The organism is Coprococcus eutactus, from assembly GCF_025149915.1.
Taxonomy (GTDB): Bacteria; Bacillota; Clostridia; order Lachnospirales; family Lachnospiraceae; genus Coprococcus; species Coprococcus eutactus.
This window is the reverse complement of record NZ_CP102278.1, coordinates 2,663,047-2,689,137: the sequence shown is the minus strand read 5'-3', so window position 1 is coordinate 2,689,137 and position 26,091 is coordinate 2,663,047. Positions and strand designations below refer to the sequence as shown.

The window sequence follows — 26,091 nt, the reverse complement described above, 5'->3', positions numbered from 1 at the left end:
CAAATGCAGGTGTGTTCAATATTTGAATTCCGTCAGATCAAGTGAAATTTATGTGCAAAAGGGAGAGAATAGGTAAAATTTCCGCATTGCCCCATATCTTGATACGTAGTAAAATATAACCATATTTTGCTGCGATTCAGGAGGAATGAGTATGAATGAAGTCGTTTTAAAGATATATGTCTTTTCGTCAATTATAATAGCCGTCATGGATATTATACTGGCGATGAAATCCATAAAAAAGAATAAGACGACGGGAAGGTTTCTGGGACTTGCCTGCATAGGAGCAGCTATAGTCGATATCAGTTATCTTATCAGCATTATAAGTGATTCGTATATGGCCATGTCCGTCATGTCGAGTATATATTTCGTAAGCATTGATTATATGCTGGTATGTCTGCTCATATTTATTGTTTATTTTACAAAAGGACGTTTTTCAAAGTATGGAAGAGCAGCGATAGGCGTATGCTTTTTTTACTGCCTGTATGAGCTTGTAATATTTGCCATAAATCCATTCAAAAATATAGCGATAGGGTATGTCAGAAGAGACACCGTGATAGCAAAATACAGCTATGATATGAAACCGCTGTATGATATGCATCTGGTTTTTTCATATGCGCTGGTGGGAGTGGTACTCATACTCCTTTTAAAGAAGCTTTGCAAGATCCCACATGAATATCGTTTGCAGTACAGCAGTGTCATCCTGGGACTTCTTGCGCTTGTCGGGATAAATGCAATATTTCTCTACGTTCCGGGAGCGGAGGTGTACAAACTTCTGGATTATTCCATCTGTGGCTACAGTCTTACATCATATATTCTGTATTGGAGCTGCTTTAATTATTCAACCCATGGAATGCTCAACAAACTAAAGACAAACATATTCGAGAATATAGGTCAGGGAATAGTTTTGTTTGATTATGACAATCATTTGATCCTGCACAATGACAGGGCGGATGATTTCCTTGGAAAGGAACTCCTCTGCAAATGCGAGAATCTGCAGCAGTTTCTTGAGACGTATGATCTGTCCGTTGATCTTGCAGCTGATGACGACAGTTTTTCTCTGCAGTGCTATATAAAAGGTGATGATGGAGACAGACCTTTAAGGTGCGATATCAGAAGGCTTGACAACAAGGAAGGACGCAGACTTGGTCAGATGTTTGTATTTTCTGATATATCTCTGGAGACGGATATGCTTACAGGATTTCAGAAATGGGATAGCTTTCAGAGACTTGCCATGGAAGAGGTGGACCATTTTACGTTTCCGGTTGGAGTGGCAATATGCGATATCAACGGATTGTCTGTGATCAACAGCACGCGCGGTAATCAGGCGGGTGACCAGAGGATAAATGCACTTGCGGGCATCATGAGAAAGAACTTTCCGGAGAGAACATATTATGTCAGGGGTATTGATGCGCACCTGATAGCACTTTGCAGTCACAGCAGTGAGGAAGAGATGGCGGCATGTGTCGAAAAGGTCAAAGAACAGTATGATGGAAGTATACAGTATGCAGTGGGGGTGGCTGCGGATGAGGGACAGAGCATCGTCGCTGCAATCATTGATGCGGCAACAGCCATGAAGACAAAAAAGCTTGTGGACAGTGAATCATCGCACTCAGATATGCTGACATCACTCATAAGGGCTCTTGAGGAGTGTGACAGCGATACGGAACAGCATGTGCGTCGTACACAGGAGATGGGGGCTGAGCTTGGCAGACGAATAGAGCTGTCAGATATCCAGCAGAGCAAGCTGGCGCTGCTTTGTCTGCTCCATGACATAGGGAAGGTAGGAGTTCCTATGGAGATACTCAACAAGCCGGGAAAACTCACGGATGAGGAATGGAAGATCATGCGTTCCCACGTTGAGAAGGGTTATGAGATCGCCATGAGCAACACAGAACTCAGACAGATCGCGGAGGAGATAAGGCATCATCATGAGAGATGGGATGGAAATGGATATCCGGATGGACTGAGCCGTGAAAGCATACCGGTTCTGTCACGTGTGATCGCGGTGGTCGATGCATTTGACGCAATGATCAATGACAGACCTTACAGAAAGGGTATGCCGATATCAAAAGCGATAGAAGAATTAAAGAGCTGCGCGGGCAGCCAGTTTGATCCATATATAGTTTCTGAGTTTATCAGGCTTGTCTCAGAGAAGTATGCGAATTCACTGGAAAATGAATCAAAGCAGAGGGCTGCTGATGGTGGTGTCGGTGCAGATGGTAATGGAGAGAATGTTGGTGATCGAACTGCTCCAGGAGATGGTCTGGCGGACTCTGATGGTGATGGCACCAGCACAGACGACGAACAGACAGAGATCCGGATTATGGCGCGCAGACAGATGGTGGATTCTACTGAATATGGCAAGGATGCGTTTCGTGTACATGCAGTCAAATATAGCAGATATCTGGTGGATGAAAGCTGGAGGATCATATCTGTAGACGATAATTTTGAGGAACTTACGGGTTACAGCAAGGAGGACATAGAGAATAATATCATAACCCAGATCGACCTTATACCGGACGAGGATAAAACAGAATATCTCTGTCAGGTAAATGCGAATCTGGCAAAGAGCACATTTGTATTTCAGGAACACAAGATACATAGGAAGGATGGCAGGGATATATATGTATTATGCACTGGAAGAATGTTTTATGATTCGGCACTTCAGAAAGACAGAGGAGAAATAGTAATAGTGGATGTATCAAGTACATATGCTTTGAAGATGCTGACAGATGCGGAGCAGAATAAGGCGGATGTGAGACTCAGAAACTGGGAGAATACCTATCGTACAGATCCCCTCACAGGACTTTTGAACCATGCGGCATTTAGAAGTGACATGGAGCAGAGACTTCTTGAGTGTACGCACACAGCGGTGATGATCATGATGGATGTAGACAGATTCAAGCAGTACAACGACACCTACGGACATCACAATGGCGACAAATATCTTGTCCTTGTGGCACAGGCACTGCAGGCGGCACTCCGTGGTGATGACCATGCATGCCGTATGGGCGGTGATGAATTTGCAGCCATGCTGTTCTTCAACAAGAGTGTGTCTGATGACGTGATAAGGGAACGTGCCCAGCAGATATTTGACAAGGTGAACCTGACTGTGAAGGCCACTGAGGGCGGAACAGGAATCTCCATGGGTGCGGTGATCGCAAGAACTGAACTGACATTCAATGAGATGTATGAGGAGGCGGATAACGCCCTCTATGATGTTAAGGAGAGTGGAAGAGGCAGGATTGAGGTGAAGAGGCATGGGGAGTAGATCGTATACCTTCAACATACTTCATAAAGATCTTCACAAAAAACTCCACAAAGAACCTTTGCTTCCTATGAGTCTGATCTTGTTTGCCGTAATTTTGGCATATTCTTTTCGACTTATTGGAAGAGGAAGCTTCTATCCTACTCTGTTTTCTTATCTGCGTAGTTTCATTTATATCGGGCTTTATGCCGCCTGGGGAATTTCAATCCGCCAACGTATCGTGCAGAAACAGGTCGGACAATATCTGGTAGGCGTTTCGGTGCTTTTGATTTTGTGGTTTACCTTTCGCTCAGCAAAATACTTTATATTCTGGCAGCCGGTTGCAATAAGATACCAGTGGTATCTATTCTATCTGCCAATGCTGTTTGTACCCATGCTTGCACTGTTGATCGCAATGTCTCTGGGCAAGCCCGATGAATATAAACTGCCGAAATCTGTCTGGCTATTGTCTGCCGTTTCGGGAGCTTTGCTTATTCTTGTGCTTACGAATGATCTACATCAATTAGTTTTCACATTTCCTAAAGATGCAGATGTCTGGTCTGATGCAGATCATGGCTACGGTGTGTGCTATTTTGCCGTGATCGCATGGCAGGTGCTTTGTGCCGTAGCAGCGCTTATTTTTATGCTCTTTAAATGCAGGTTAAAGAACGGTAAGCATCGTTATTTGCCCGTAATTCCATTTGCGATATCACTGGCTTATCTTGCATTGAACTATGTTGGTACGCCATGGCTGAAACATTTATTCGGTGACGTTACGGCATTTCAAAGTCTTATGTATATGCTCGGTTTCGAGGCTTGCATTGCCTGCGGATATATTCATTCAAACAGCCGTTACGCAGATCTTTTTGCCTCATCTGTCGGCACATCGGCAGAAATTACTGACAGAGACTTCAACATTCGCTATGCAGCGTTGAATATTGAACCTATATCAAAGGAAACAATGAGAAAAGCCGAGAAAGCTCCTGTCACAGTAGACGGTGGGCTGACCGTACATACTATGCCCATCGGCGGCGGTTATGCGGTATGGACAGAGGATGTGTCGGCGTTGCTTGCCATTAAGGAAGAATCAGAATGTCTCGCAGAAGAGCTTGCCGAAAGAAATGAGATTCTTCGTTATGAATACAGGCGGGAGTCGAAACGCCGCAAGGTGGAGGAGCAAAACCGACTGTTCGATCTATTGCAGTCGGCAACACAGAAACAGATCAACCGCATTTCGGCATTGACACAGGAATACCGCCGAATCTCAAAATCTGATACAGACAGAGTTAAAATGCTACTTGCCGAGATTGCCGTTTTATGCAGTTATATCAAACGCCGTAAGCATCTGACACTGCTTGCCGACCGAGATTGTAAGGTTGCAGTCAGCGAGCTTGAGAGAGCTTTTTCCGAATCGTTACAGACATTAAAGCTTTTAAATGTACGCAATACTCTGTATGTGGACAGTGAACTTTCCGCGCTTTCGGGCAAAAATGCTGCTGCGATATTAGATTTTTATGAAGAAGTAATTGAAGCAGATCTTGAAAATTTAACAAGTGTGCAGATAAGCCTCGCAAATATAAACGGACTGCGACTGTCGCTGAATGTCTGTTGCGAAGCTGACCTGTCGATTTTTTCAAATAAAGGTAACGTTCTTTATGAAATGGACGGTGACGCAGGATACCAGCATCTTGTATTTATTATTGAAGGAGGTGCCGCCGTATGAGTGCCTTTTCTTCACTTCCGGTCTTTTTGCAAACCTTAATACCACTTCTGCTGTTTGTGGAAGCTGTGCTTGAATTGGGACTTTTTATATATCAACTTTCGCATCGTTCAAAATTGCATGATAATTTACCGAGTCTTGTGATTTTTGCGTTTTTGCTTACGCTTTTGTTCTCGGTAACACAGGGGGATCCGTTCAATGGCAAGGATGCGTTTTTATTAGATGCGCCCTGGCTGATTTTCATTACAGTAATTTTCGTTGTTGTTGTTCATTTTGCCTTTGCTATGACGAGAGAGTATCGCCGCCGAAAGAACATGCTCTCCCCATTTTCCATTAAAGATGCCACAGACAAGCTGCCTATGGGTTTGTGCTTTGCCGATCCGAACGGGCGTATTGTCCTTTGCAATGACCGTATGCGCCGTCTGTCGTTTGCACTGAGCGGGCATGAGTTTCAGATTACCGACGATCTTGAAAAAGCGTTGGAGCACCCCGATAAAAGTATTATTGCTAACGGAGATTGTTACATACTGCCCGATAAGACAGTTTGGCAATTCCGCAAGCAGAATATAACCGTTGACAATGATGAAAACTGGCTTCAAATGACAGCGCATAATGTCACTGAACTTTATAATGGCAACGTTCGTCAAACTGCTATTAACGATGAGCTGAAAGAGGTCAACCGAAAGCTCCAAAAAATGTATGAACGAATGGCCGATGATATAAAAGAAAAAGAAATTCTTGACCTGAAAATACATATACATGACACAATCGGAAGAAGCTTGCTGACAATTCGTGATATAATGGAAAGTGATGAAAACACCGACAAAAAGCTTGAGGCTTTACAGGAAGCAACCGCAGTGCTTACAAGTGATCGAGTGACAGCTAGCGGAACGATGGAAGAGGTTGTTCAGACAGCGGAAATCCTCGGTGTAACGGTGATGATGGATGGATGCCTTCCGGCCGATTCGCTTGCCGAAGAGCTTACCGTTGTCGCTGCAAAAGAATGTGTAACAAATTGTATCAGGCATGCCGGAGGCAATGAGGTATATATCAGCGTAAATGGGCGAAAGGATGTGTTTGATATTACGATAACGAACAATGGCGCTGCACCGTCGGGCCCAATTAAGGAGGGCAGCGGACTCTCATCGATTCGCCACAGCATAGAATCTGCCGGTGGAGAAATGCACACTGTATATAAACCACGATTTGAATTGCTGCTTATCATTCCAGAGGATGCGTCAAGTTTTATATGAAAACCTGACATGCAGCACCAGCTCTCTCCCAATACGATTATTAATGAGCTGATGTTCAATAAAAGGAGAACGACATATGATAAATACAATACTGGTTGAAGATGATTTATATATTCAAAAGCATTTTGCCGAGCGACTGAAATCAAACGAAATTTTTCGCCTTGTCGGCGTATATCGTGACGCTTTTGATGCAGAGAGAAACTGCAATAGCTCAATACAGCTTATTCTTATGGATGTGCAAACACAGCACAAGCACTCTGGTCTTGCCGCCGCAAAACGTATAAAAAAGGCTTTTCCGAATATCAAAATAGTAATTGTAACCTCGCTTGTCGACCCGCAGGTATTGGAACGAGCAAAGACAGGTGCAGCAGACAGCCTGTGGTATAAAGACCACGGCACAGAGGAGCTGATAAGTGTGATAAGGCGTACCCTTGCAGGCGAAAAAGTATTTCCTGACACCTCTCCTGCAATTGAAATGGAAGGCACAATGTCCGATACATTCTCGCCCCGACAGCTTGATATTCTCCGCTTATACATAAAGGGCTTTACATACCAGGAGATTGCCGATAAACTGGGCATCTCCAAAAACGGTGTGCGCTGGAACTTAGACGACATGGTTGAAAAAGGTGGCTTTGAGAATCGAGAAGCGTTGGTTGTGACAGCTATTGAGAACAAGCTCATGGTGACCACTTTAAAAGACGAATAGAGTAAATGAACCCCTTGACTGACACGGTCAAGGGGTTTTTATGTCCCAAAGTCAAAAAAGTTTGAAAATAGTATTTCTGTTACTGGCACTTGTGCCAGTGACAGACCTCAAAAAATCCGTACAATAGAATGTGTAAGACTATAGTTGTAGTAGAAAGGGGGGAGCAATGAATGTTGAAATATAACAAATACATTATGACCCTGCTGATGGTTTTAATTATGCCAGTCTTGGTTTCTGGATGTGCGGCAAAACCGTCAGAGGATTCTAATCTGACCGAAGATAAAACAACCGCCACAACCACAGAGGCGACCACAGAAGCAACCACAGAGGCGGCTACAGAAGCAACCACAGAGGCGATCACAGAGGCGACTACAAAAGCAACTACAGAGACAACTACAGAGGCAACCACAGAGGCAACTGTGCAAAAAGATACCGATTTATCAAAACTTAAAAATACAATTCTTGACAATAAAGAATCGGTTGGGATTGCCTATATCGGTTATGTTGGTTACGAGGCTGATGAGGAAGGAATCCTAAATTTCGTAAAAGACAGTCAGTATGCGGATAAATATGATTTTCTCTGCGGTGCGCCCCTTGTAAATGTGGGCGGTGCGGAGCTTTATGCGGTAGTTATTGCCGATACAAAATACAGTGTGTCTGTTTATCGGGCGGAAATAACTGATAATGGTGAATATTCTGTAAATACCGACAATACACTCTATAATTACAACGGAAATGGAATTGATTATTTTTTACTGCGCTGCAATGAAAGTGAAATACATTCAAATGTATCTCTGAGCTTTAAAAAAGGAAACGATTCTTTTTCGGTATTCCCGATGCTGTCAGGAATGGACGGGCAGCTTGTCGACGGAAAATACTATGATTTTTCAATGTATACCGATTATTGCGGCAGCGGTGAGTCCGAGGATAAGAATGTAGCAATAGCAAGGGAAATCCTTTTGGAATCTCAGGAGGTGCAATACTACATAAGCATTGGCATGAGTGTACAGTATACGGGGCAGATTGAAGAAATTGAGGGACGGTCGTGTTGGATTTTTGCACTCGGCACAGACAGAGACGATCAATTCGTCAGAGAACGTTATTACGGAGTATGCGACAACCTCATATATTATTATGATTCCTTGAACGACAAATGGGAGATGCTCGGAAAAGGATAAACATCCACATAACTTACCGTGTGAGTTAAAGCACGGAATAATAAAATAAAAAAGGAAAAAAGAAAAAGGAGGGAAAAAATATGGTAGATATTAAATCAATGGCAGCTGCAACAGCTCCGAGGGAGTTTGAACTCTCTTATACAACTACAATTGAAGACGTATACGAAAAGCTTAACACACATGCTTCGGCTTTTAAAATGCCTTTCAAAATCAAAGGGGGTATCCCTGGAAAGCGCATTTCCTTTGAGAAAGAACCGAACCTTGACGTTACGGTCTGGGTATTTGTCAAGGACGGCAACAAAATTAAAGTCATGGCAAACATCCAGGAGAATACAACAACCGTCAACGGTATGCGAGTTGACAAAAACAGCGTAATTCAGAAAGGAGTAAGCGGAGTAGCTAATCTTCCTATTCAAAGAGGTGAGTATCTTGATGAGGTGACCGAAAATGTTAAAAAGATACTCAACGGCGAGCAGGTTGAAGATTATGTAGCACCCGTTGGTGTAAGTGGCAGCGGGCAGACGGAAAAGGATTGGCTTGTAGCCCTTCTTCTCTGCCTTTTCCTCGGCGGAGTTGGTGGCCACCGTTTCTATGCGGGTAAAGTAGGAACAGGCATTCTCTATCTTTTTACCGCCGGCGTTTTTGGAATCGGTGTACTTGTTGATCTGATAAAGATCATTACCGGCAAATTCACTGACAAAGACGGAAATCCTATTCAAAAAAAATAGACAGGACTTCTTGACAGCCTTTAGACAAATATGCTTAAAATTGGGAACTGTGCCTGAACTCTTTCGGGCACAGTCCTGATTGCGAAAGGAGGACTTGTTATGAGTAAAAGAAAAGAAAAAGAGGACATTAAAATGACCATATTTATTATGGTCGTCGGCATAGCATCGATGGTTGTGGGTGTCTTCGGAATTGTCACAAGCAGAATTGAAAAGAAAGAATATGCAGCCTCAACTGATATACGGAAAGTTTCCGCTGTTATTGTTGACTTTTCAACCCACGATAGTAAGGATGACAATGGCGATGTAGATTATACAACATATAAATTCAGAATTTCATATGAAATTGACGGAAAGACCTATAAAGGAAAGTGCGAAGAACGCGTTTGGCCAAGAGATATCGCAAAAGGATACACATACGATAAATTGAGAAAAGGCGATACAATAAAAGTAGAGGTCTATAAAACTACAAAAGGAAATTACAAGCTTTCCCCGGAGGGTAATCCCGTTGATTTCCTGCTCTACTGCGCGGCAATCCCTTTTGGCTTGTTCCTTGTTGTTATAATGATGTGTGACATTGTAAAAGACAAACGGAAAAAGCAGTGCGAAAATGAAGTGGTCAGCAAGGAATAAATCAGAGGTGATTTTATGGATTTATCAGTATCGCTGTGCATTGCAGCCGCTTTTGCTATATTATGTACATTCTATATCGGTAAAAGTATACTTGTAATGGATTTTTCGGAATATCTTCCCAAGAATTTGAAAAAAGCTAAGCTGAAAAGATTGCTGGCAAAAAGGGAAACTCCTCTACAGGATTCGAAAATCCGAAAGGATATAAGAAAAGCATTTGAAAGAGTACTGATTCCGCTTGGAAAAGCGGATCAAAAGCTTCTTACGGCAAGAATGGACCTGGCTTTTCGAAAAAAAATCGTTAGTCAGATCGACGTACTTAATAAGAATAAGCTACGCCGCAAAATTTACGTCACGGATGTTGTTCCCATTCCTAAAAATAACTTTGAAACATGGAACGATGATGGCAGAGAATGGCGGGAATCGGTTTTGAAGTGCAGCACCCTGGAGCGTTTCGAGTCAATGCAAGGCAACAGGGTTCAGCATGAGATATACCGTAAAAATTCATATCTCCGAATACTTCAGTCGAGACACGTTCGCCGCACAGACAAAAAAGAGAATAAGAAAAGCTATTATCACGATATGTTGAGAATAACCTGCCCATCATGTGGTGCAAGAGTCAAGCTGAACAGTCAGCAGGTTACCTGTGAATATTGTGGCGCCGTTATAAAAAACGAGTTTTACGATTGGCAGACCGAATCGTTTGAGATTTATGAAACGATCAGTACAAATATGAAAAGATTTTTACAGCTTCTTTTATCCGGTTTCATACTTTTCTTAAGTGTCTTTCTATGCTTATACTTGATCGAGGATACGGAGATTTCCCTTGCAGCCGGCGTCGGTGCAGCGATTCTTGCTTTTGGAACGATTGTTACACCTATTATTTGTGGAAAAGTTAAACAAGACAATTTAGCGAAAAAGATCGTAGGATATTCAGAGAACTACCTCAGATCCTGCTTAAACGAATACTTTAGCAAAAACGAAAATGACAATGATCTGCTTGATTTCAGTATCGGCACGATCAAGCTTTTAAAAGTCTCTAACACAGATGAAATAACAACGGTTAAGTCTGAAGTTTATGGAACAAAAACCTTTCTTCCTGAAAATAAGAAACCGTTTACAAAAAAATTCAAAAAGAAACTGACCATGCAAAGAGCAAGATATCCAGAAAAAAGAAAGTCTGACGGTGAATTCTTTGCTGAAAAGGAATGCCCTAGCTGCGGAGCAACATTCTTGCCCGATGAAAACGGATGCTGTTCTTATTGTGGTTATAGCTTTCACGGAGATAGCGAAAAGTGGAAAATAAAAAGCTGAATCCTGTTAAAATCCTGCAATGCCGATTAAGGCAGGGAAGGGAAACATTTACATATTATTAATTTAAAAAGGAGGGAAAACTATGAACAAAAAGAAAAAAATTTTGACTGTCGTAACATTAGTCATACTGATGCTCGAGGCATCAGTATTTACTGTTTCGGCAGCGGACAATCATTCGGTTGACGAAAACACAACCTATGTAACCAACTTTGCTGAGCTTGAAAAAGCTCTTGAGGCCACCTCGAACGAGACAACCCCACCCGATAAGCTTGTTGTTCTCAAAAACAACATAGATTACGAAGAGCAAGTTCCGGGCGATTGGAGCTATCAGGATGAGCAGGAGTGGTATTCCGAAATCACAGTTAGCTATCCCGGAAAAATCACCCTTGACTTGAACGGAAAAACCCTGAAAGTTACAACAGATATGCATTCAGACGAGGAGACAAGGGATCTGTTTGTGGTTTTTTCAGGTTCCAAGGCAAACACCGACTTCACAATTACCACAACCCAGTCCGGCGGACAGATAATCTTTAACTCAACAGCCAACGGAACTTCGATGATCGCTGTGAATAACCCAAACGCAGATGTGAATATTCTTGGAAAAGCAGGGAAGTTTATCAACTATAATCTCACTCTTACAGCACAATCCGGAAGTGACACTTATATAAACGATAAGAACAGGCACCACGTTATTTCCTTCTATGATATAAACAATCTCTATATCACCGGTACTCTTATTCAGAATAATGCACGCGTCCCGTCTTGTATATATTCATACGGACCGGAGCCGCAGGGCAATGTTACAATAACAGGAAACTCAGAAATAGAAGTAATTTCAAATCAGCTTCTTAATGAACAGCCGTTCAGCACAATATATTTCCAAAACACCCCATCCAGCAGAAAAGTAAGGCTTGGCGGCTGTTATATTGGACAAAAGGGAAATGTAAATTCAATCTATTACGGTGGTCAGCCTCCTCATTTCTATGACATAGTTCTATCACAATCTCTGGAAAAGCCGAACTATGTTATTATGCACAACGGTACCAGGGCATACAATACCTGGCCTGACTTTGTTAAGTTGGATGCGGATATAAAAATTATCTCCTCCTGTCACGATTCTGAGCCTGAATTAGAGGAAAGGACATCACTTCTTGGTCACTACAAGTACTGTAAAAAGTGTGATGCTCTTGAAAGCTTCCAGGAGCATCAGTTTGGCAGAACTCTCGCTGCTAAAGAGGCAACATGCATCAGAAAGGGAAGAACGGTCGGCTATGAATGCTTCGGCTGCAAATATTATGAGGGTTACACCGAACTGCCAGCACTTGGACACGATTTGAGCGACACCTATACGGTTGACTGGCCGGCAACCTGCGACAAAGATGGAAGGGAATCCAGACACTGCAAACACACTGGCTGTGAGTATGCAATTCAGAAAGTCATTCCGAAGCAGCACCAGAGCCTTGTATGTAATGGCACATACTGCCAAAGCTGCAAGCAATATGTTAACCCGACCAAAATAGGTTACGGTGACAATTCCTGTAAAAACATAACCGCTTACTTCTTTACTCCGACGGAAACGAAGGTTTATCTTATCACCATAACTTCGTCAAATCTCGGCAGCGGAAATATTCAGGGAACAGAAGTAAACCTTGTTGAGAATAACCAGCTTAGTGAATCCGTCTCTAGTAACGATAAAGGCAAAGTTACCGAAGTCAGGCTTGAAAAAGACAAAACCTACGATGTTACACCATATATAACTAATTCAGAAAGTCAAGACTGCATAGTTAACATATCCTGTAAGAAACATAATGCGGTTATAGATAACGAAATTAAAGCAACTTGCACAAAGACAGGTCTCACCAAAGGTAAGCACTGTTCAGTTTGTAACACCGTTATAGTCGCTCAGACCAAAGTCAAGGCTCTCGGTCATAAGTACTCCAAGTCTGTTGTCAAGGCTACTCTTACCTCAAATGGCAAGATTACCAGGAAGTGCACTGTTTGCAGTACGATAGAACCAACAATTTCGATAGCGAGAATTAAGTCAGTTTCGCTGAAAAAGTCGGCGTACACATATAACGGAAAGGCTCAGAAACCTGCGGTCATTGTTAAGGACGCAAACAAAAAAACACTTAAGAATGGAATGGATTACACCGTTTCTTACAGCAAAAACCAAAATATTGGCAAGGCGATCGTAACTGTTACCTTCAAGGGCAATTATAGCGGCAGCAAAAAGCTGAGCTTTAAAATCCTTCCCGCCGCGACGAGCAAGATCGCTGTTAAACAGACCACAAACTCGATCAAGGCTTCCTGGAAAAAGGTTGCCGGTGTAAGCGGGTACAGAGTATACCTTTACAAGGGCAAAAAGCTTGCCAAGAGCGTTGACACAACGAAGCGCACCCTCACATTTAAAAAGCTTTCAAAGGGCACGGGATACAAGATTGTTGTCAAAGCCTATAAGACGATTGACGGCAAAAAGTCTCTTTCTCTTGTTTCAAAGGAGCTTCTGACCGCAACAAAACTTTCTGCGCCGACGTCGGTCAAGGTCAAGGCAGGAAAGAAAAGGGCAATCATCAGCTGGACAAAGGATAAGAGTGCAAACAGCTATACAGTATATTACAGCACAAAGAAAAACAGCGGCTTCAAAAAGCTCACTGTTATCAAAAATAGCGCGGACATCAAAAAGCTTACAAGTGGTAAGACCTACTACTTTAAGGTTGTTGCCAACAAGAAGGCTGGAAAGGCTGTTGTGGCTTCTGATTTCAGCAAGCTTGTCAGCGCGAAAATCAAGTAATGGTGTTATCTGAACCGGTCAACAGATAAATTAAGTCAGACGCATTATTAAAAAAAGGCGAGTTTTAAATTTATGGAACCATAACCGTTCTTATTATGATTTATCGAACATGATTACGGTTTAATAATTACAACCGTTCATAACGCCAAAATAACCGCAAAACCCTGCTGCAGAAATACTCTGCAGTGGGGTTTTTTGTGGCAAAAAAATGGTGTTTCTGTTATGCTGGATATATTAAGAGATTGATATGCAGCGATGTTATTTTGACATTAAGAAAGGTTCAAGGTATTGCTTATGATAAAACGAAAATTAGCAACATTTATGTTGACATTAATGCTGGTGATGACAGGCGTATCGATGATCAAGGTGATAAGTTATGCGCAGGAAGAATCTGCTGGTTCATCAACAAATCCTCAAGAGAGAGTTACAGAATATAAGTACAGTGCAGAAAGTGACCCTCAAAATGGTGTAGTATTGAAGGTTGAATGGAACGAACCCAAATTAGGGGAGAATACAACATTCCACGTTTCGGCGGATGGTGGCAGTGGCCGGTATTTGTTTAGAATGGATGCACCGAGTTATTCCAATCCGGATGAGTATAGCTTTGAATCCGTGGCGGATCCAAGCCGCGGAGCGTGGATTCAATATACAGATGAGTGTGAATCTCACGACTTTGAATTCACAATGACTGCTTCGGGAGTCTATAACTTCAGGTTTTATGTAATGGACAAGACGTCAGGTGTCTATTATATGCGTGTGAGCACAAATATACAGGTATCGGACAGGGCTTATCCGAGCGTGGGTGACATTGTGAATGCTGCGGTAAAAAAGTGCAGCAAGGATACGGATGGTTCGGACTATGAAAAGGCATTGTGGCTGCATGACTGGCTGTTGAAGCAGCTTGATTACGATCATTCCCTGAAATGGTCTTCGGCAGAGAGCGCACTGACACGAAAGCTGGGCACATGTCAAGCCTATGAGAGTGCCTATTCAAAACTGCTTACTGCAGCCGGCATAACAAATGCTGAGACAAGGGATACCTATGATGGACATACCTGGAATGCCATGAAGCTGGATGGCAAATGGTATCAGGTGGACTGTACATGGGATGATACAAAAGACAATTATTATAACTTTGATCAAACGCATTTGTATTTTGGACTGACGGATGAACTCATGGCGTTGGCACACAACGGTCATGATCAGATTTATACGGCAAGCGGTTATGGCACACGTTCTACAAGCCTGGCAGACAACTACTTTGTCAGAAACGGAGATGCCGCAAAGTGGGCGCGAGCCTACGCTGAGAGGATTCAGAAAAATCTCAATGCAGGTAAAACCAAATTCGAAGTCAGCACTGACAATGCGTCATATCCGCCGAGCATTTCGGGTATTCAAAATGGGATTATCGCATATGCCTTAAATCAGATGACGTGGAAGGCGGGAAGTAAAAAGGTTGCATTGCGAGTGGCAGGAACATCCACCAAGCTTTCTTTTACTGCAAAATATACGGACACAGTAAAGCGCGTGAGAATAGTATTTGCTCCAAATGGAGGTCGTGTGAGCTCCGGAAGTAAGATAGTCATTTGTGGAAAAACTTACGGAACACTGCCGACACCGGCCAAAAGGGGATATACATTTGCAGGCTGGTACACAGCAAAGAGTGGCGGCAGCAGGATCGGCAGCAGTTCGGTTGTAAGGACTACCAAAAATCAGACATTATACGCAAGGTGGAAGCTGGTAAAGTATAAGATCCAGTACAGTCTTGGCAAGGGGACAAACAACCGGTCCAATCCAGTCGGTTATACCGTCGCGTCTAGGACTATCGTCTTGAAGAATCCGGTCAGAAAAGGCTACACATTTAAGGGGTGGTACAGCGATCCCAAGTACAAGAAAAAGGTTACGAAGATTGCAGCCGGCAGCACCGGCAGCAGGAAACTCTATGCCAGGTGGGTGAGAAAATAAATTCGTATAAATCAATGCAATATCCCCTTTGTTGTCGAATTGTGGATAATAAGTGCTGGAAAATATTTGGCGCCAAGGAGGCATAAAGGGGATTATGGCAAAGATTGCGACGAGGGAAATACAATGAAGTAAAGGATGCTATGCCTTTTGTATGCTGTGTTGCATATCTGGCCTTTCTCTTATATAACTCCAAAAAGGAACAGATGCAGAATGAGATGAAGCTGATCAGGAATAATCTGGATCTGCAGTTAAGTCAGGCGGTGAGGGAAATCGGCAGTCTGCGTGAGTCGCAGACATTGACCAGACAGTATCGCCATGATATGCGTCATCACCTGCAGTATGTGTCTACATGTATAGAAAATGGTGAAGTTGAACAGGCGCAGGCTTATATATCGGGAATCTGTAAGGAGATTGAGGCACAGAAGGTCCAAATATACTGTGAAAATGAGGCAGTGAATCAAAGGCGTTCGGAGCATATGTGCGATCGTGCAGCGTTACGGCGGGGTTTTAAAAAGAATATTTGCACTTGCATTTGTGGGATATAAAATCCAAGTAAAACTGTTCTAGGAACCCGGATAAAATATTTTCAAAAAATTTCCAAAAAATCCAACGAAAATCGTCTTGGGATAATCTATATAGGGAGATCATAAAAATGGAGGGACAACTAAGGTATGACAGACGAATACGGAAAGTATGACGTAAGGGCGCTGGTCGCCAGAGTGGTGAGTGGAGATATGAAAGCATTTGAGGTCATATATCAGAATACTTACCGGCAGGTTTATTACACCTGTATGAGCTTTTTGAAGAATGAGCAGAATGTGTACGATGTGATGCAAGATACCTACATAACGGCACTCACGCATTTGCAACAGCTCGAAAATCCTGAGAGGATAACAGCATGGCTGAATACCATCGCTGTAAACAAATGCAGACAGTTTCTTGGAAAGAAAATGCCTGTGCAGCTGGATGAAGCCACATCCACTAATCTTTTGGAGGAAAATGACAATTTTCTGCCGGAAAGTTACGTGCTAAATGCGGAAAAGCGTAAGATAATCCTGAATATCATGCAGGAGGAACTGTCGGCGGTTCAGTACCAGACGATAATAATGTATTACTTTGACGGGATGAGCACGTCGGAGATCGCGGCATGCATGGAGTGTCCGGAAGGTACAGTGAGCTACAGACTGTCCGCTGCCAGAGGAAAGATAAAAGCGGGTGTGCAGAGGTATGAGAATACAAGTGGCGTAAAACTGTATTCATCTGGAACAACGGCACTTCTCACCGCGGTGTTTCTGGCGGAGACACAGGGACTGGTGATCCCGAATTTCCTTACAAGCGTATTTTCTGCCGTGTTTGGAGCTGCAGCTGGAACAGTGTTAGGAACAGCAACCGGAGGAGCTGCAGTGGGAACATTGACTGGGGGTGCTGCAGCCGGAGGAGCCGGAGGAGCCGCAACAGGTGTGGCGTCTGCAGGGGTTAAAACTGCGGGCAAGCTTGGACTTAAGGGCTTATTTAAGACGCTGAAGGCAAAGATAGTCGCCGGTGTTGTGGCGGCATCCGTAGTAGCCGGCGGCGCGGCAGGAATCATAATCCATAACAGGGATAAAGATTCAGAAAGTGGAGGAAAGAATTACAGGGAAGTCAATTATGTTGTGTGCGACAACGAGTATCTTACGGTTACAATAGATAAGGTATACGATATTGGCTGCGGTCCTGAGGATGAAACCATAGCGAGTGCAGAGAGATATGATATATCTGAAAATGATTGTGCGCTTGAGTATACGGTTGTAAATCATAAAGACTACATGGTTTATTATAATATCATGCTCCTGACTTCGAATAATGAGTCATACGAGGGGGGACTTCCAACTAATTGGGGAGTTCAGCCAAATTCTACAAGTAAGTTTTATATTGTGGATTCTGACGGCGTTACATTTTTTGACTTAGGAAGAAAGCCGACGGTCACGTCTAAGATACTATTCTGCACCCTGGAAGATACAACAGGAAATGCGGGACCGTTCAGGGCAGTTGACAGTGTCATGGTTGACGTGGATCTGAGCGGAAAAGGCGAGACAGAGTCGGTCAATTATACGAGGAATTTTCATGTTGATGGCGAACAGGTCGTCACTGACAATGATCAGGTTAAAGTGACATATCTAGGGACGAATGTGTATGATGAGATAGCGGATAAAAATTATTATAGCGCATGGATGAATTTCTATGTGGAAAATAAGACGGATCACGATCTGGGTGTGTCGGTCAAAGGTGATAACATAGCATACGATACTCCTCTGCGTCTCATGGCGGGAACAACAGGCTATATAACATCGTCTATGATAGATGCGGGATTAGATAAGGAGGACAATGCGGTCGGGAATAAGGAGATAGTCGAAGGTGGAGAGCCATTTGCGGTGAGCGTAGATGTGTGCGATTATACTGAGAGTTATGGAGGGGTTACCACATATGATATATATGTAGCGGAACACGGCGAAACGGCATACAGAAGCATATCTATAGACGACTATACCAATATATATAGTGGACAGTTCGACATGGTTAAGATCACACAGGAGAATGTAAAGGAAAAGACCGGTAGCAAGTGATATAAAAGAATAAATATAAATACATAATGATAGTTAAGCTCAAATAATATTCAAAATAAGGAGTTAAAGAAAATGAAAAAAATAATGACAAATGATGTGAGAGGAAAAATGAAGAAAGGCTTTTTATGTGGAGCTATGGGAATAACCATAGCGGCAATGCTTGCAGGCTGCGGAGGCGGTTCCGATGCAGATAAAAATACAGGGGATTCTGGAAAAACTGGATATTCTCAGGACGCTGCAGATGTAAATGACGACAGTGATAAGGATGCAAATGACACAGGCAGTGTTGCAGATGACAGCATGGGAGCCGGGGTGCTCAGGTATGATATGACAGACAAGGATGTTCTCGATGCCCCAACCGGAGCAACATTATTTGCGGACAAGCTGACGCTTCCGATAAAGATAGATGATCTTATGGATTATCCTCTGGATGGAGTAGGCATAGAAGGCATAAATACCTTGTCATCACTCATAGATACATATACGGAGAGCAGCAACAATTTTAGTTTTATCGTCTATGATAAAACCGGTGAGAATATGCTCTACCTTCCAGATCTGGTATTGGGCGATGAAGACAGCGAAAACGAGTTGACTATCAAGCAGGCAGTGACAGACGGAAACTGGATGATGGGACCATCAAAAGTATATTATGACACACTCGGACTCACCGAAGAAGAGTATAACACTTTATGTAATGATAACCCGGATACGGATGGTGAATATTTACTCCTTGACAAGCTGTATGAGGAGTTTGGAACACCAAATTATATTGGCTGGTTCTGCGACCAAGATAATTCAACCATGTACGGTGGCAGTTATGATGCAAAGGAGTTCATAGACGAGATGAGACATCCGGAAAAATACGGAAGTGACAAAGTCACAGCATATGAATATTGTGTTGGATGGCAGTTCGCAGACTATGCCGTTGCGTTGGATGTATGCGAGACAAGTGATGCCTACTCTGGAAATACAAAGGGGTCGATAAGTAACATTAATATAAGCTATATCCCTGCAAGTTACGGAACGATAGAAGATGTGTGCGGGTTGAATGCGGTAAAGGAATTTATGGCGGCAAGGTAGAGAAAGTGGGCGCATCATCCTATGAATCACATTATTATATATAATAATGTGATTATAATCACACTTTTATTACAAATTATGAGTTTATAGAGCTTTATTATCAGTGCCAGGTGCAACTAGTTTGTTGCATCTGGCACTTGTTGGTATCAAGGGATAAAAAATATTATTAAAAATATTAATGATAAAAAGCGTATTTATGCTTGACAGTATACATGATTATGACTTAAAATACAATCGATATGATAAAGAATATTTGAACTTATAAAAACAAGGAGGTTCCATAATGAAAGTAAACATGCAGATGGCAACAGATTTTGATGACAAGATCGATAAGATCAGGGAGAAGCATTATAAGGGAGCAACAAAAAGCGACTACAGGGCTTCGTTCCTGTGTAATCAGATTATTGATAGCTATGGAATATCTGATGAGGACAAGTTAATAGAGAAAATAAAAGAAGATGCAAATTTGCCAAAATCTCCCCGTACACTCACGTTCCGCGTGGGATCACATGCCAGATTGCTTGACATAGCAAAGAGTCTGAACGTCACTCCGGCAACTGCGCTGAGGGGACTTATAGAGCTGAATGCTGACGAAGAAGCAGAGAGTGATATGCAGGAAGAGACTGGTCCTTCCCCTGATGTAGAGCTAAAGTTAAGAACAATCAAGGAGAAGATAAAAGAATTACAGGATCTGGTTGAAGAGCTGGAAAAAGATATAAGAAAATAAATAAAAAGCTGAGAGCTTGGAACGATCAAAAGGGAAGCTGAAATTACACTACAGGTTATATGACAGGCTTTATCTAAGATCATATAATAAAACCTAAATGAGTAACTATCGAAAATGATCTGCAAATTATAGGAGGATATATATGAATCTGCCAATCACAGTGACACAGGAAGATCTGCTGGAGATATTGATAAATGTAGCGCCGATAAGGCCTGTGTTTATATGGGGAGCGCCGGGCATAGGAAAATCTGCTTTGGTTGAGCAGTTCGCAAAAGAAGTGGGCTTGCCATGTGTCTCGCTCCTCGGAAGTCAGCTGGCCCCAGAGGATATTATTGGAATTCCGAGGATCAATGGGGAGACATCGGAGTTCCTGCCACCTAAGATGATAGCAAGAACAGAACCCTATGTGTTGTTCCTTGATGAGCTTAATGCATGTTCACAGGAGGTACAGAAAGCCTTCTACTCGCTTATACATGAGAGACGAATTGGCGAGTACCATCTCCCAGAGGGAAGTATCGTCGTGGGAGCTGGCAACAGGGCACAGGATTCTGCCATTGTCAAAACCATGTCATCGGCTCTTATCAACAGAATGTTTCATGTGCAGATGAAAGCCGATGCAAGGCAGTGGATCAAATGGGCCCAGAGCAGCGGAATACATCCGTGGGTCATTGATTACATTATCCAGAGACCGGATCATCTGTTCTCGGAACCACCCAAGACAGAGGAGCCATTTTCCACACCGAGATCATGGCATATGCTCAGTGATGCGCTCACAGAATATGGCGCGGGAATGCGGGATGTGGACAGCAATGTCCTCAAAATGCTTGCGTATGCTTGCTTGAGTCCATCCCATGCCGGAATGTTTCTTGCCTATACGAAGAGCATTAAGAATAACCACATGTTGGATGATATTATAGCGGATACTGCCAAGTGGCCATCCAGACCAGAGGACAGAGATATTCTTTATTTTCTGGCACAGTCATTCAGGGCAAAGCTTCTCACAGAACTGCCAAAAAGCAAACAGGATATATCCGGGAATATGCTGTCATTTGTGTACAGAGCGAAGGGGATGATCAAGGAGCTGTCAAATATCAACTTTGAGATAGCGCAGATGGTGGTTGCGTCGGACGATGACACAGCTCTTCCAGACTGGTTCACACTGGAGATCATAAGGGATCTTCCGCGTCTTGTCAGCAGCAAGTAGGTGGTTTACGAGAGGTACGTATATTAATGACATATTTTAGAAAGAAATTTTATTCCTGGCAAAAGGGTGTTCCTGACGAAGTGAAGGCAATCTATGCGGGATATGACATTTTAAATGAGCATCCTCTTTTCTCTTTGCTTGATGGAACGATCATTGAAAGGTCTTCGCATCTGGGAGAGAAGGACAGCTATGCATGCGTGACAAAGACAGGGGATATATATGTGAATCCGAAAGCCAGGCTCCGCCCGGATGAATGGGCGTATGTGATGGCTCACAATCTGCTGCATCTGGCACTGGGACATTTCGATAAGGATAGGATGCCGACAGGGGACGTGAACACATTTGCATGGAATAAGGCATGTGATATATATGTCACAAGGTTCCTTGCGGATGTTGGCTTTGGAAAGCCTATCATTCCGGATCCGGAAGAAGAGTACGATATAAAGCTTAATGATGAGCTCAGGATATACGAGTATCTTGTTGAGAAGTATGGGGATGTACAGAAACAGACATACGGTCTTAATTCGGAGAAGGCCAGGGATATGATCGGTCTGGATTCGCCGATCTGCTACAAGAAGGGCGAGAGAAATGAATATGCCGAGACATTTTCCCGGGCGATCACCCACTCCATCAAAAAAGCTGTGTGTGATGTGGGTGGACATGACATCGAAAAGAAGAAGGACACGGTGGTAACCAAGGCGGCAGGCTGGTTTCTGGCACATTACCCCCTCCTTGGTGGACTGGCATCGTCCTTTAAGATCATTGAGGATGTTGATATATGCCACAAATACGAGATACATATAGCCGCAGTGGATGCAGCTCATGGTGAGATATATGCAAACCCATCATGTGGTTTTACTCTTGAAGAGTGGAAATTTGTCCTGGCGCACGAATACCTTCATGCGGGACTTTGCCATCATGAGAGGTGTCAGGGACGCGATCACTATCTCTGGAATGTGGCCTGTGACTATGTGATAAATGACTGGCTTCATGAGATGCACATCGGCGATATGCCGGATGAGGGGCTTTTGTATGATGAATCCCTGCATAACATGTCGGCGGAGACGATATATGACCTGATCGTGAATGAAATGAGAAAGTTCAAGAAGCATGCAACCTTCAGGGGATATGGCCAGGGAGATATATTTGGACAGAATGGCCCACACTTTGAAGGAATGGGTAAGGGGGTCACATTGGAAGAATTCTTCAAGAATTCACTCAGAGAGGGCCTTGACTATCATATCATACATAAGCGCGGTTATCTTCCAGCAGGGCTGGTGGAGGAGGTGAGGGCTCTTTCCATGCCGCCTATTCCGTGGGAGGTTCAACTTGGCAGGTGGTTTGACGAGCAGTTTCCACCACTTGAAAAGCACAGGACCTATGCCAGACCAAGTAGACGGCAGGGCTCTACACCTGATATTCCGAGACCAAGCTACGCTCTGTGGGAGAAAGAACTGGAGAGCAGAACATTTGGCGTAGTCATTGACACCTCGGGTTCCATGAGCACGTCACAGATCGGACTGGCACTTGGCGCAGTTGCAAGCTATGCAGTCTCAAAGGACGTGCCATTTGTGCGGATAATTTTCTGTGATGCGGAGGCTGCGGACGTCGGCTATATGGCTCCGGAGGACATCGCTGGCCGCGTAGAAGTTACCGGCCGTGGCGGCACAGTTCTTCAGCCGGGTGTGGATACACTGGAGCGGGCAAAAGATTTCCCACTGTCTGGACCTATACTCATCATCACGGACGGATACATAGAGGATGATCTCAAGGTCAGACGTGAGCACGCATATCTTATTCCGAATGGCAATAGACTTCCATTCAGGGCTAAAGGAAAGGTGTTTTATATGGAGAATCGGGATAAGGAGAAGTAGCTTGGCTGGGAAAAGATAATATTGCACAGAATGGTGCCGGCAGGAACAAATCAGGTATATATTGCCTTTTTTAATAGCAAAAACTAAAATTCTCTTGCTATATTGCAAAAAGACGTATAAAATGCATGTGTATTTTTATGTTTTATATCTCAGTCTGGACTCTATTTTCGACAGAGATATACACTCCGTGAGGATTGCTGAGCCGCTGATATGATATATGTCAGCAGAGCTGACTGGCAGCTTGCGGCAAGATTCGCCAGCGAATCTTAAGAAGAACGACATTCAAATAAGAATATGGCAAAGGAAAATAGCGGAATTATGAAAAAGGTAGTAAAATTTGGCGGAAGTTCATTGGCAAGTGCAGAGCAGTTTAAAAAGGTTGGAGCAATCATCAAATCAGATGAGAGCCGTGTATACGTTGTTCCTTCTGCACCTGGAAAGAGATTTTCAGATGATACAAAGGTAACAGATATGCTCCTTCATGTGTATGAAACAGCGAAGGCAGGGAATGATTTCACAGAGGAAGTGAAGGCGATCAAGGCCAGATATGATGAGATCATCAAAGGCCTTGAGATTAAGGATTTTTCACTTGATAAGGATTTTGAGGAGATTACAAAGCAGTTGGAGGATCTTACCAATCCGGACCCAATGTGCACACTGGACTATGTGGCATCAAGAGGAGAGTTCCTCAATGGTAAGATTATGGCTGCATATCTTGGCTTTGAGTTTATAGATGCTGCAGAGGTTATCTTTTTCAATGCAGAGGGCAATCTCAATAGCTATAAGACGGAGAAGGTACTTGGTGAGAGGCTTGCCAAGACACAGCATGCGGTTGTTCCAGGATTCTATGGACTTGGCAAGGATGGCAAGGTAAAGACATTTTCCAGAGGCGGTTCAGATGTAACGGGCTCGATAGTCGCACAGGCAAGCAGAGCCGATGTATATGAGAACTGGACAGATGTCTCAGGCTTCCTTGTAGCTGACCCACGTATTGTTCCAGATCCAAAGCCGATCAAATATATTACTTACAGAGAGCTTCGTGAGCTTTCATACATGGGTGCATCAGTTCTCCATGAGGATGCGATATTCCCTGTACGCCACTGTGGTATCCCGATCAATATCCGCAACACAAATGCGCCTGAGGACGCAGGAACCTGGATAGTTGAGAGTACTTGCCAGAAGCAGGATTATGTTGTAACAGGTATTGCAGGTAAGAAGGATTTCTGTACAATCTTTATTACAAAGGCTATGATGAATTCAGAGATAGGATTTGGAAGGAAGGTGCTTCAGGCATTTGAGGAGAATGATATCTCATTTGAGCATATGCCATCAGGTATTGACACGATGACTATCGTAGTTCATGCTGATGAATTCGTACACAAGGAGCAGAGAGTTATATCTGCCATCCATAGACTTGCAGAGCCGGATTCAGTTGAGATTGAGTCAGGACTTGCACTTATAGCTGTAGTAGGCCGTGGAATGAAGTCAGCAAGTGGTACAGCAGGCAAGTTGTTCAGCGCACTTGCAAAGGAAGGCATCAACATAAAGATGATAGACCAGGGTTCATCAGAGCTGAATATCATAATCGGAGTAAAGAACAGTGATTTTGAGACAGCCATAAAGGCAATATATAACACATTTATAACTAACAAGTAATAACAGATTGCTAAGCATCGTAGGGGTGGGCACGCATTGATAATGCATACCTTTGCAGAATGGGGCAACACAGGGCAGAATATGGCGGAAAACCTCCAAACTGATGTAAGATAAAATTACTCAGTTTGGAGGTTATTTTTATTGCAATAAGAAAAAACGGCCCACAAAAAGCAGCAATGAGAGAAATGATGCGTGACTATCTGAAAAATAATGATATCAGCATCAAAGATGGCACCGATGTTAACAGCATCATGTGTGACATGATGTCTGTCATTTTGGAAGGTGCTTTGGATGAAGAACTGGATGAAGAATTAGGATATTCCAAAATGACGGTAGAACTGTTCACAAGTTTTATTGTATAATTTGAATGCAAATTGAGCAACAAATCTGGGAAAACATAACTATCAATGTGTAAAATGTGATAGTCATGAGGAAAAAACGAGAATTACCGAAAGGGTGTGGGAGGCATTGTGCGGGAAGAGGACCAAACAACTAGTAGCCTTGGCTGTATTATTTGTTCTAATGTTTATTGGTGTATGTTTTTTTGTGAAAGCCAATCAAGCAAAGAAATTTGAGAAAAACGATTATGGGGTGTTTTTAAATGCGGACGCCTCATCTTTGGAACGATTTAAAACGTATGAAACGATTGTAATTGATGCACAGTATTTTACAAAAAGGGATATTGAATTGCTCCATCAAAATGGAACAGTCGTATATACATATCTAAATATTGGGTCGATTGAAAACTTCAGGGAGTACTATACAACCTATGCGGAACTGGCAATCGGTGAGTATGAGCACTGGGAGGAAGAAGAATGGGTAGATGTAGCAAACCCAGACTGGCAGAAGTTTATAGGACAGCTTTCTCAGAAACTATATGAAAAAGGTGTTGACGGATTCTTTATAGATAATTGTGATGTATATTATTACAATCCGCACGAGAGTATTTTTGAAGGTATTACAGCGATTCTAAAAAACATAATGACGTTTGGAAAAGCGGTCATCATCAACGGTGGAGATACTTATGTGGCGGAATATAGGGAACGCTATGGGGCGATTGATCAGATTATGACAGGTGTAAATCAGGAATCAGTATGGAGCAGTATTGATTTTGATAGCGGAACTTTTGGTGAACAAACGAGCGAGACGAGAGATTATTTCTGCAAATATTTGGAAACGTGCAAGGCGGATGGGCTGGAAGTATATCTGTTGGAATATACAACTAATCAAAAACTGATTCGAAAAATAAAAGAATACTGCAAGGAGCAAGATTTCCATTTTTATATTTCTAATTCCCTTGAACTTAAATAATGAGTGTTGAGAAATACGAAAAAGATGAGCAAATTAAAAAAGTTCGACCTATAAATACTAGCATAGAAGAATCTGACAGAGACAGTCAATGACATTTTATGGAAAGG

The 26,091-nt window shown here is 42.9% G+C and carries 18 protein-coding genes and 1 pseudogene; all 19 read left to right on the top strand.

The features are described 5' to 3' along the window. Positions 1-151: 151 nt before the first annotated feature. The 19 genes and pseudogenes from NQ536_RS11930 (at position 152) to NQ536_RS11840 (ending at position 25,984) form a co-directional block, all read left to right on the top strand. Positions 152-3,271, top strand: a complete 3,120-nt coding sequence (locus tag NQ536_RS11930; protein ID WP_004850402.1) for a diguanylate cyclase domain-containing protein — start codon at positions 152-154, stop codon at positions 3,269-3,271. Beyond that, entirely contained in the window at positions 3,261-4,970 is a 1,710-nt protein-coding gene (locus NQ536_RS11925) for a histidine kinase N-terminal 7TM domain-containing protein (RefSeq protein WP_004850404.1), read from the top strand. The genes NQ536_RS11930 and NQ536_RS11925 overlap by 11 nt, the downstream gene beginning before the upstream one ends. Beyond that, the gene (locus NQ536_RS11920) at positions 4,967-6,220 is read left to right on the top strand and encodes a sensor histidine kinase (RefSeq protein ID WP_004850406.1); all 1,254 of its coding nucleotides are present in this window, start codon (positions 4,967-4,969) and stop codon (positions 6,218-6,220) included. Before NQ536_RS11925 ends, NQ536_RS11920 begins: the two co-directional genes overlap by 4 nt. Before the next feature lie 76 nt (positions 6,221-6,296). Then, on the top strand, positions 6,297-6,926 hold the full coding sequence (locus tag NQ536_RS11915; RefSeq protein ID WP_004850407.1) for a DNA-binding response regulator: 630 nt from the start codon (positions 6,297-6,299) through the stop codon (positions 6,924-6,926). A gap of 170 nt (positions 6,927-7,096) precedes the next feature. Continuing rightward, positions 7,097-8,104, top strand: a complete 1,008-nt coding sequence (locus NQ536_RS11910; RefSeq protein ID WP_004850408.1) for a hypothetical protein — start codon at positions 7,097-7,099, stop codon at positions 8,102-8,104. A gap of 80 nt (positions 8,105-8,184) precedes the next feature. Continuing rightward, entirely contained in the window at positions 8,185-8,832 is a 648-nt protein-coding gene (locus NQ536_RS11905) for a TM2 domain-containing protein (protein ID WP_004850409.1), read from the top strand. A gap of 99 nt (positions 8,833-8,931) precedes the next feature. Continuing rightward, positions 8,932-9,462 carry a DUF3592 domain-containing protein gene (locus tag NQ536_RS11900; RefSeq protein WP_004850411.1) on the top strand — a complete coding sequence of 177 codons (531 nt, stop codon included), beginning with the start codon at positions 8,932-8,934 and terminating at the stop codon, positions 9,460-9,462. A gap of 15 nt (positions 9,463-9,477) precedes the next feature. Further along, positions 9,478-10,773 (top strand): zinc ribbon domain-containing protein, encoded by a 1,296-nt coding sequence (locus NQ536_RS11895; RefSeq protein WP_004850414.1) that lies wholly within the window; start codon positions 9,478-9,480, stop codon positions 10,771-10,773. 82 nt (positions 10,774-10,855) lie between these two features. Next, the gene (locus tag NQ536_RS11890) at positions 10,856-13,564 is read left to right on the top strand and encodes a fibronectin type III domain-containing protein (protein ID WP_004850416.1); all 2,709 of its coding nucleotides are present in this window, start codon (positions 10,856-10,858) and stop codon (positions 13,562-13,564) included. 321 nt (positions 13,565-13,885) lie between these two features. Beyond that, complete coding sequence (locus NQ536_RS11885; RefSeq protein ID WP_259805364.1) at positions 13,886-15,529, top strand: InlB B-repeat-containing protein; 1,644 nt, start codon at positions 13,886-13,888, stop codon at positions 15,527-15,529. Between the two features lie 203 nt (positions 15,530-15,732). Next, entirely contained in the window at positions 15,733-16,074 is a 342-nt protein-coding gene (locus NQ536_RS11880) for a Spo0B domain-containing protein (RefSeq protein ID WP_227909619.1), read from the top strand. 126 nt (positions 16,075-16,200) lie between these two features. Then, positions 16,201-18,132, top strand: coding sequence for an RNA polymerase sigma factor (locus tag NQ536_RS11875; RefSeq protein WP_004850421.1), 1,932 nt, complete (start codon positions 16,201-16,203; stop codon positions 18,130-18,132). A gap of 72 nt (positions 18,133-18,204) precedes the next feature. Further along, complete coding sequence (locus NQ536_RS11870) at positions 18,205-19,212, top strand: hypothetical protein (protein ID WP_004850423.1); 1,008 nt, start codon at positions 18,205-18,207, stop codon at positions 19,210-19,212. A gap of 283 nt (positions 19,213-19,495) precedes the next feature. Next, positions 19,496-19,939 (top strand): hypothetical protein, encoded by a 444-nt coding sequence (locus tag NQ536_RS11865; protein WP_004850425.1) that lies wholly within the window; start codon positions 19,496-19,498, stop codon positions 19,937-19,939. A 142-nt stretch (positions 19,940-20,081) separates the two neighbouring features. Then, positions 20,082-21,143, top strand: a complete 1,062-nt coding sequence (locus NQ536_RS11860; protein WP_004850428.1) for an AAA family ATPase — start codon at positions 20,082-20,084, stop codon at positions 21,141-21,143. A 26-nt stretch (positions 21,144-21,169) separates the two neighbouring features. Beyond that, on the top strand, positions 21,170-23,017 hold the full coding sequence (locus NQ536_RS11855; protein WP_004850430.1) for a DUF2201 family putative metallopeptidase: 1,848 nt from the start codon (positions 21,170-21,172) through the stop codon (positions 23,015-23,017). Between the two features lie 318 nt (positions 23,018-23,335). Next, the gene (locus NQ536_RS11850; protein WP_044997861.1) at positions 23,336-24,673 is read left to right on the top strand and encodes an aspartate kinase; all 1,338 of its coding nucleotides are present in this window, start codon (positions 23,336-23,338) and stop codon (positions 24,671-24,673) included. 140 nt (positions 24,674-24,813) lie between these two features. After that, positions 24,814-24,999: pseudogene (locus tag NQ536_RS11845) on the top strand (hypothetical protein); the annotation flags it as partial. A 196-nt stretch (positions 25,000-25,195) separates the two neighbouring features. Continuing rightward, complete coding sequence (locus tag NQ536_RS11840; protein WP_044997912.1) at positions 25,196-25,984, top strand: endo alpha-1,4 polygalactosaminidase; 789 nt, start codon at positions 25,196-25,198, stop codon at positions 25,982-25,984. Positions 25,985-26,091: the final 107 nt, after the last annotated feature.

Bases quoted from the DNA above. Each gene is read 5' to 3' on its own strand.
- NQ536_RS11930 (WP_004850402.1), top strand. From the start codon at position 152: ATGAATGAAGTCGTTTTAAAGATATATGTCTTTTCGTCAATTATAATA.
- NQ536_RS11925 (WP_004850404.1), top strand. From the start codon at position 3,261: ATGGGGAGTAGATCGTATACCTTCAACATACTTCATAAAGATCTTCAC.
- NQ536_RS11920 (WP_004850406.1), top strand. From the start codon at position 4,967: ATGAGTGCCTTTTCTTCACTTCCGGTCTTTTTGCAAACCTTAATACCA.
- NQ536_RS11915 (WP_004850407.1), top strand. From the start codon at position 6,297: ATGATAAATACAATACTGGTTGAAGATGATTTATATATTCAAAAGCAT.
- NQ536_RS11910 (WP_004850408.1), top strand. From the start codon at position 7,097: ATGTTGAAATATAACAAATACATTATGACCCTGCTGATGGTTTTAATT.
- NQ536_RS11905 (WP_004850409.1), top strand. From the start codon at position 8,185: ATGGTAGATATTAAATCAATGGCAGCTGCAACAGCTCCGAGGGAGTTT.
- NQ536_RS11900 (WP_004850411.1), top strand. From the start codon at position 8,932: ATGAGTAAAAGAAAAGAAAAAGAGGACATTAAAATGACCATATTTATT.
- NQ536_RS11895 (WP_004850414.1), top strand. From the start codon at position 9,478: ATGGATTTATCAGTATCGCTGTGCATTGCAGCCGCTTTTGCTATATTA.
- NQ536_RS11890 (WP_004850416.1), top strand. From the start codon at position 10,856: ATGAACAAAAAGAAAAAAATTTTGACTGTCGTAACATTAGTCATACTG.
- NQ536_RS11885 (WP_259805364.1), top strand. From the start codon at position 13,886: ATGTTGACATTAATGCTGGTGATGACAGGCGTATCGATGATCAAGGTG.
- NQ536_RS11880 (WP_227909619.1), top strand. From the start codon at position 15,733: ATGCAGAATGAGATGAAGCTGATCAGGAATAATCTGGATCTGCAGTTA.
- NQ536_RS11875 (WP_004850421.1), top strand. From the start codon at position 16,201: ATGACAGACGAATACGGAAAGTATGACGTAAGGGCGCTGGTCGCCAGA.
- NQ536_RS11870 (WP_004850423.1), top strand. From the start codon at position 18,205: ATGAAAAAAATAATGACAAATGATGTGAGAGGAAAAATGAAGAAAGGC.
- NQ536_RS11865 (WP_004850425.1), top strand. From the start codon at position 19,496: ATGAAAGTAAACATGCAGATGGCAACAGATTTTGATGACAAGATCGAT.
- NQ536_RS11860 (WP_004850428.1), top strand. From the start codon at position 20,082: ATGAATCTGCCAATCACAGTGACACAGGAAGATCTGCTGGAGATATTG.
- NQ536_RS11855 (WP_004850430.1), top strand. From the start codon at position 21,170: ATGACATATTTTAGAAAGAAATTTTATTCCTGGCAAAAGGGTGTTCCT.
- NQ536_RS11850 (WP_044997861.1), top strand. From the start codon at position 23,336: ATGAAAAAGGTAGTAAAATTTGGCGGAAGTTCATTGGCAAGTGCAGAG.
- NQ536_RS11840 (WP_044997912.1), top strand. From the start codon at position 25,196: ATGTTTATTGGTGTATGTTTTTTTGTGAAAGCCAATCAAGCAAAGAAA.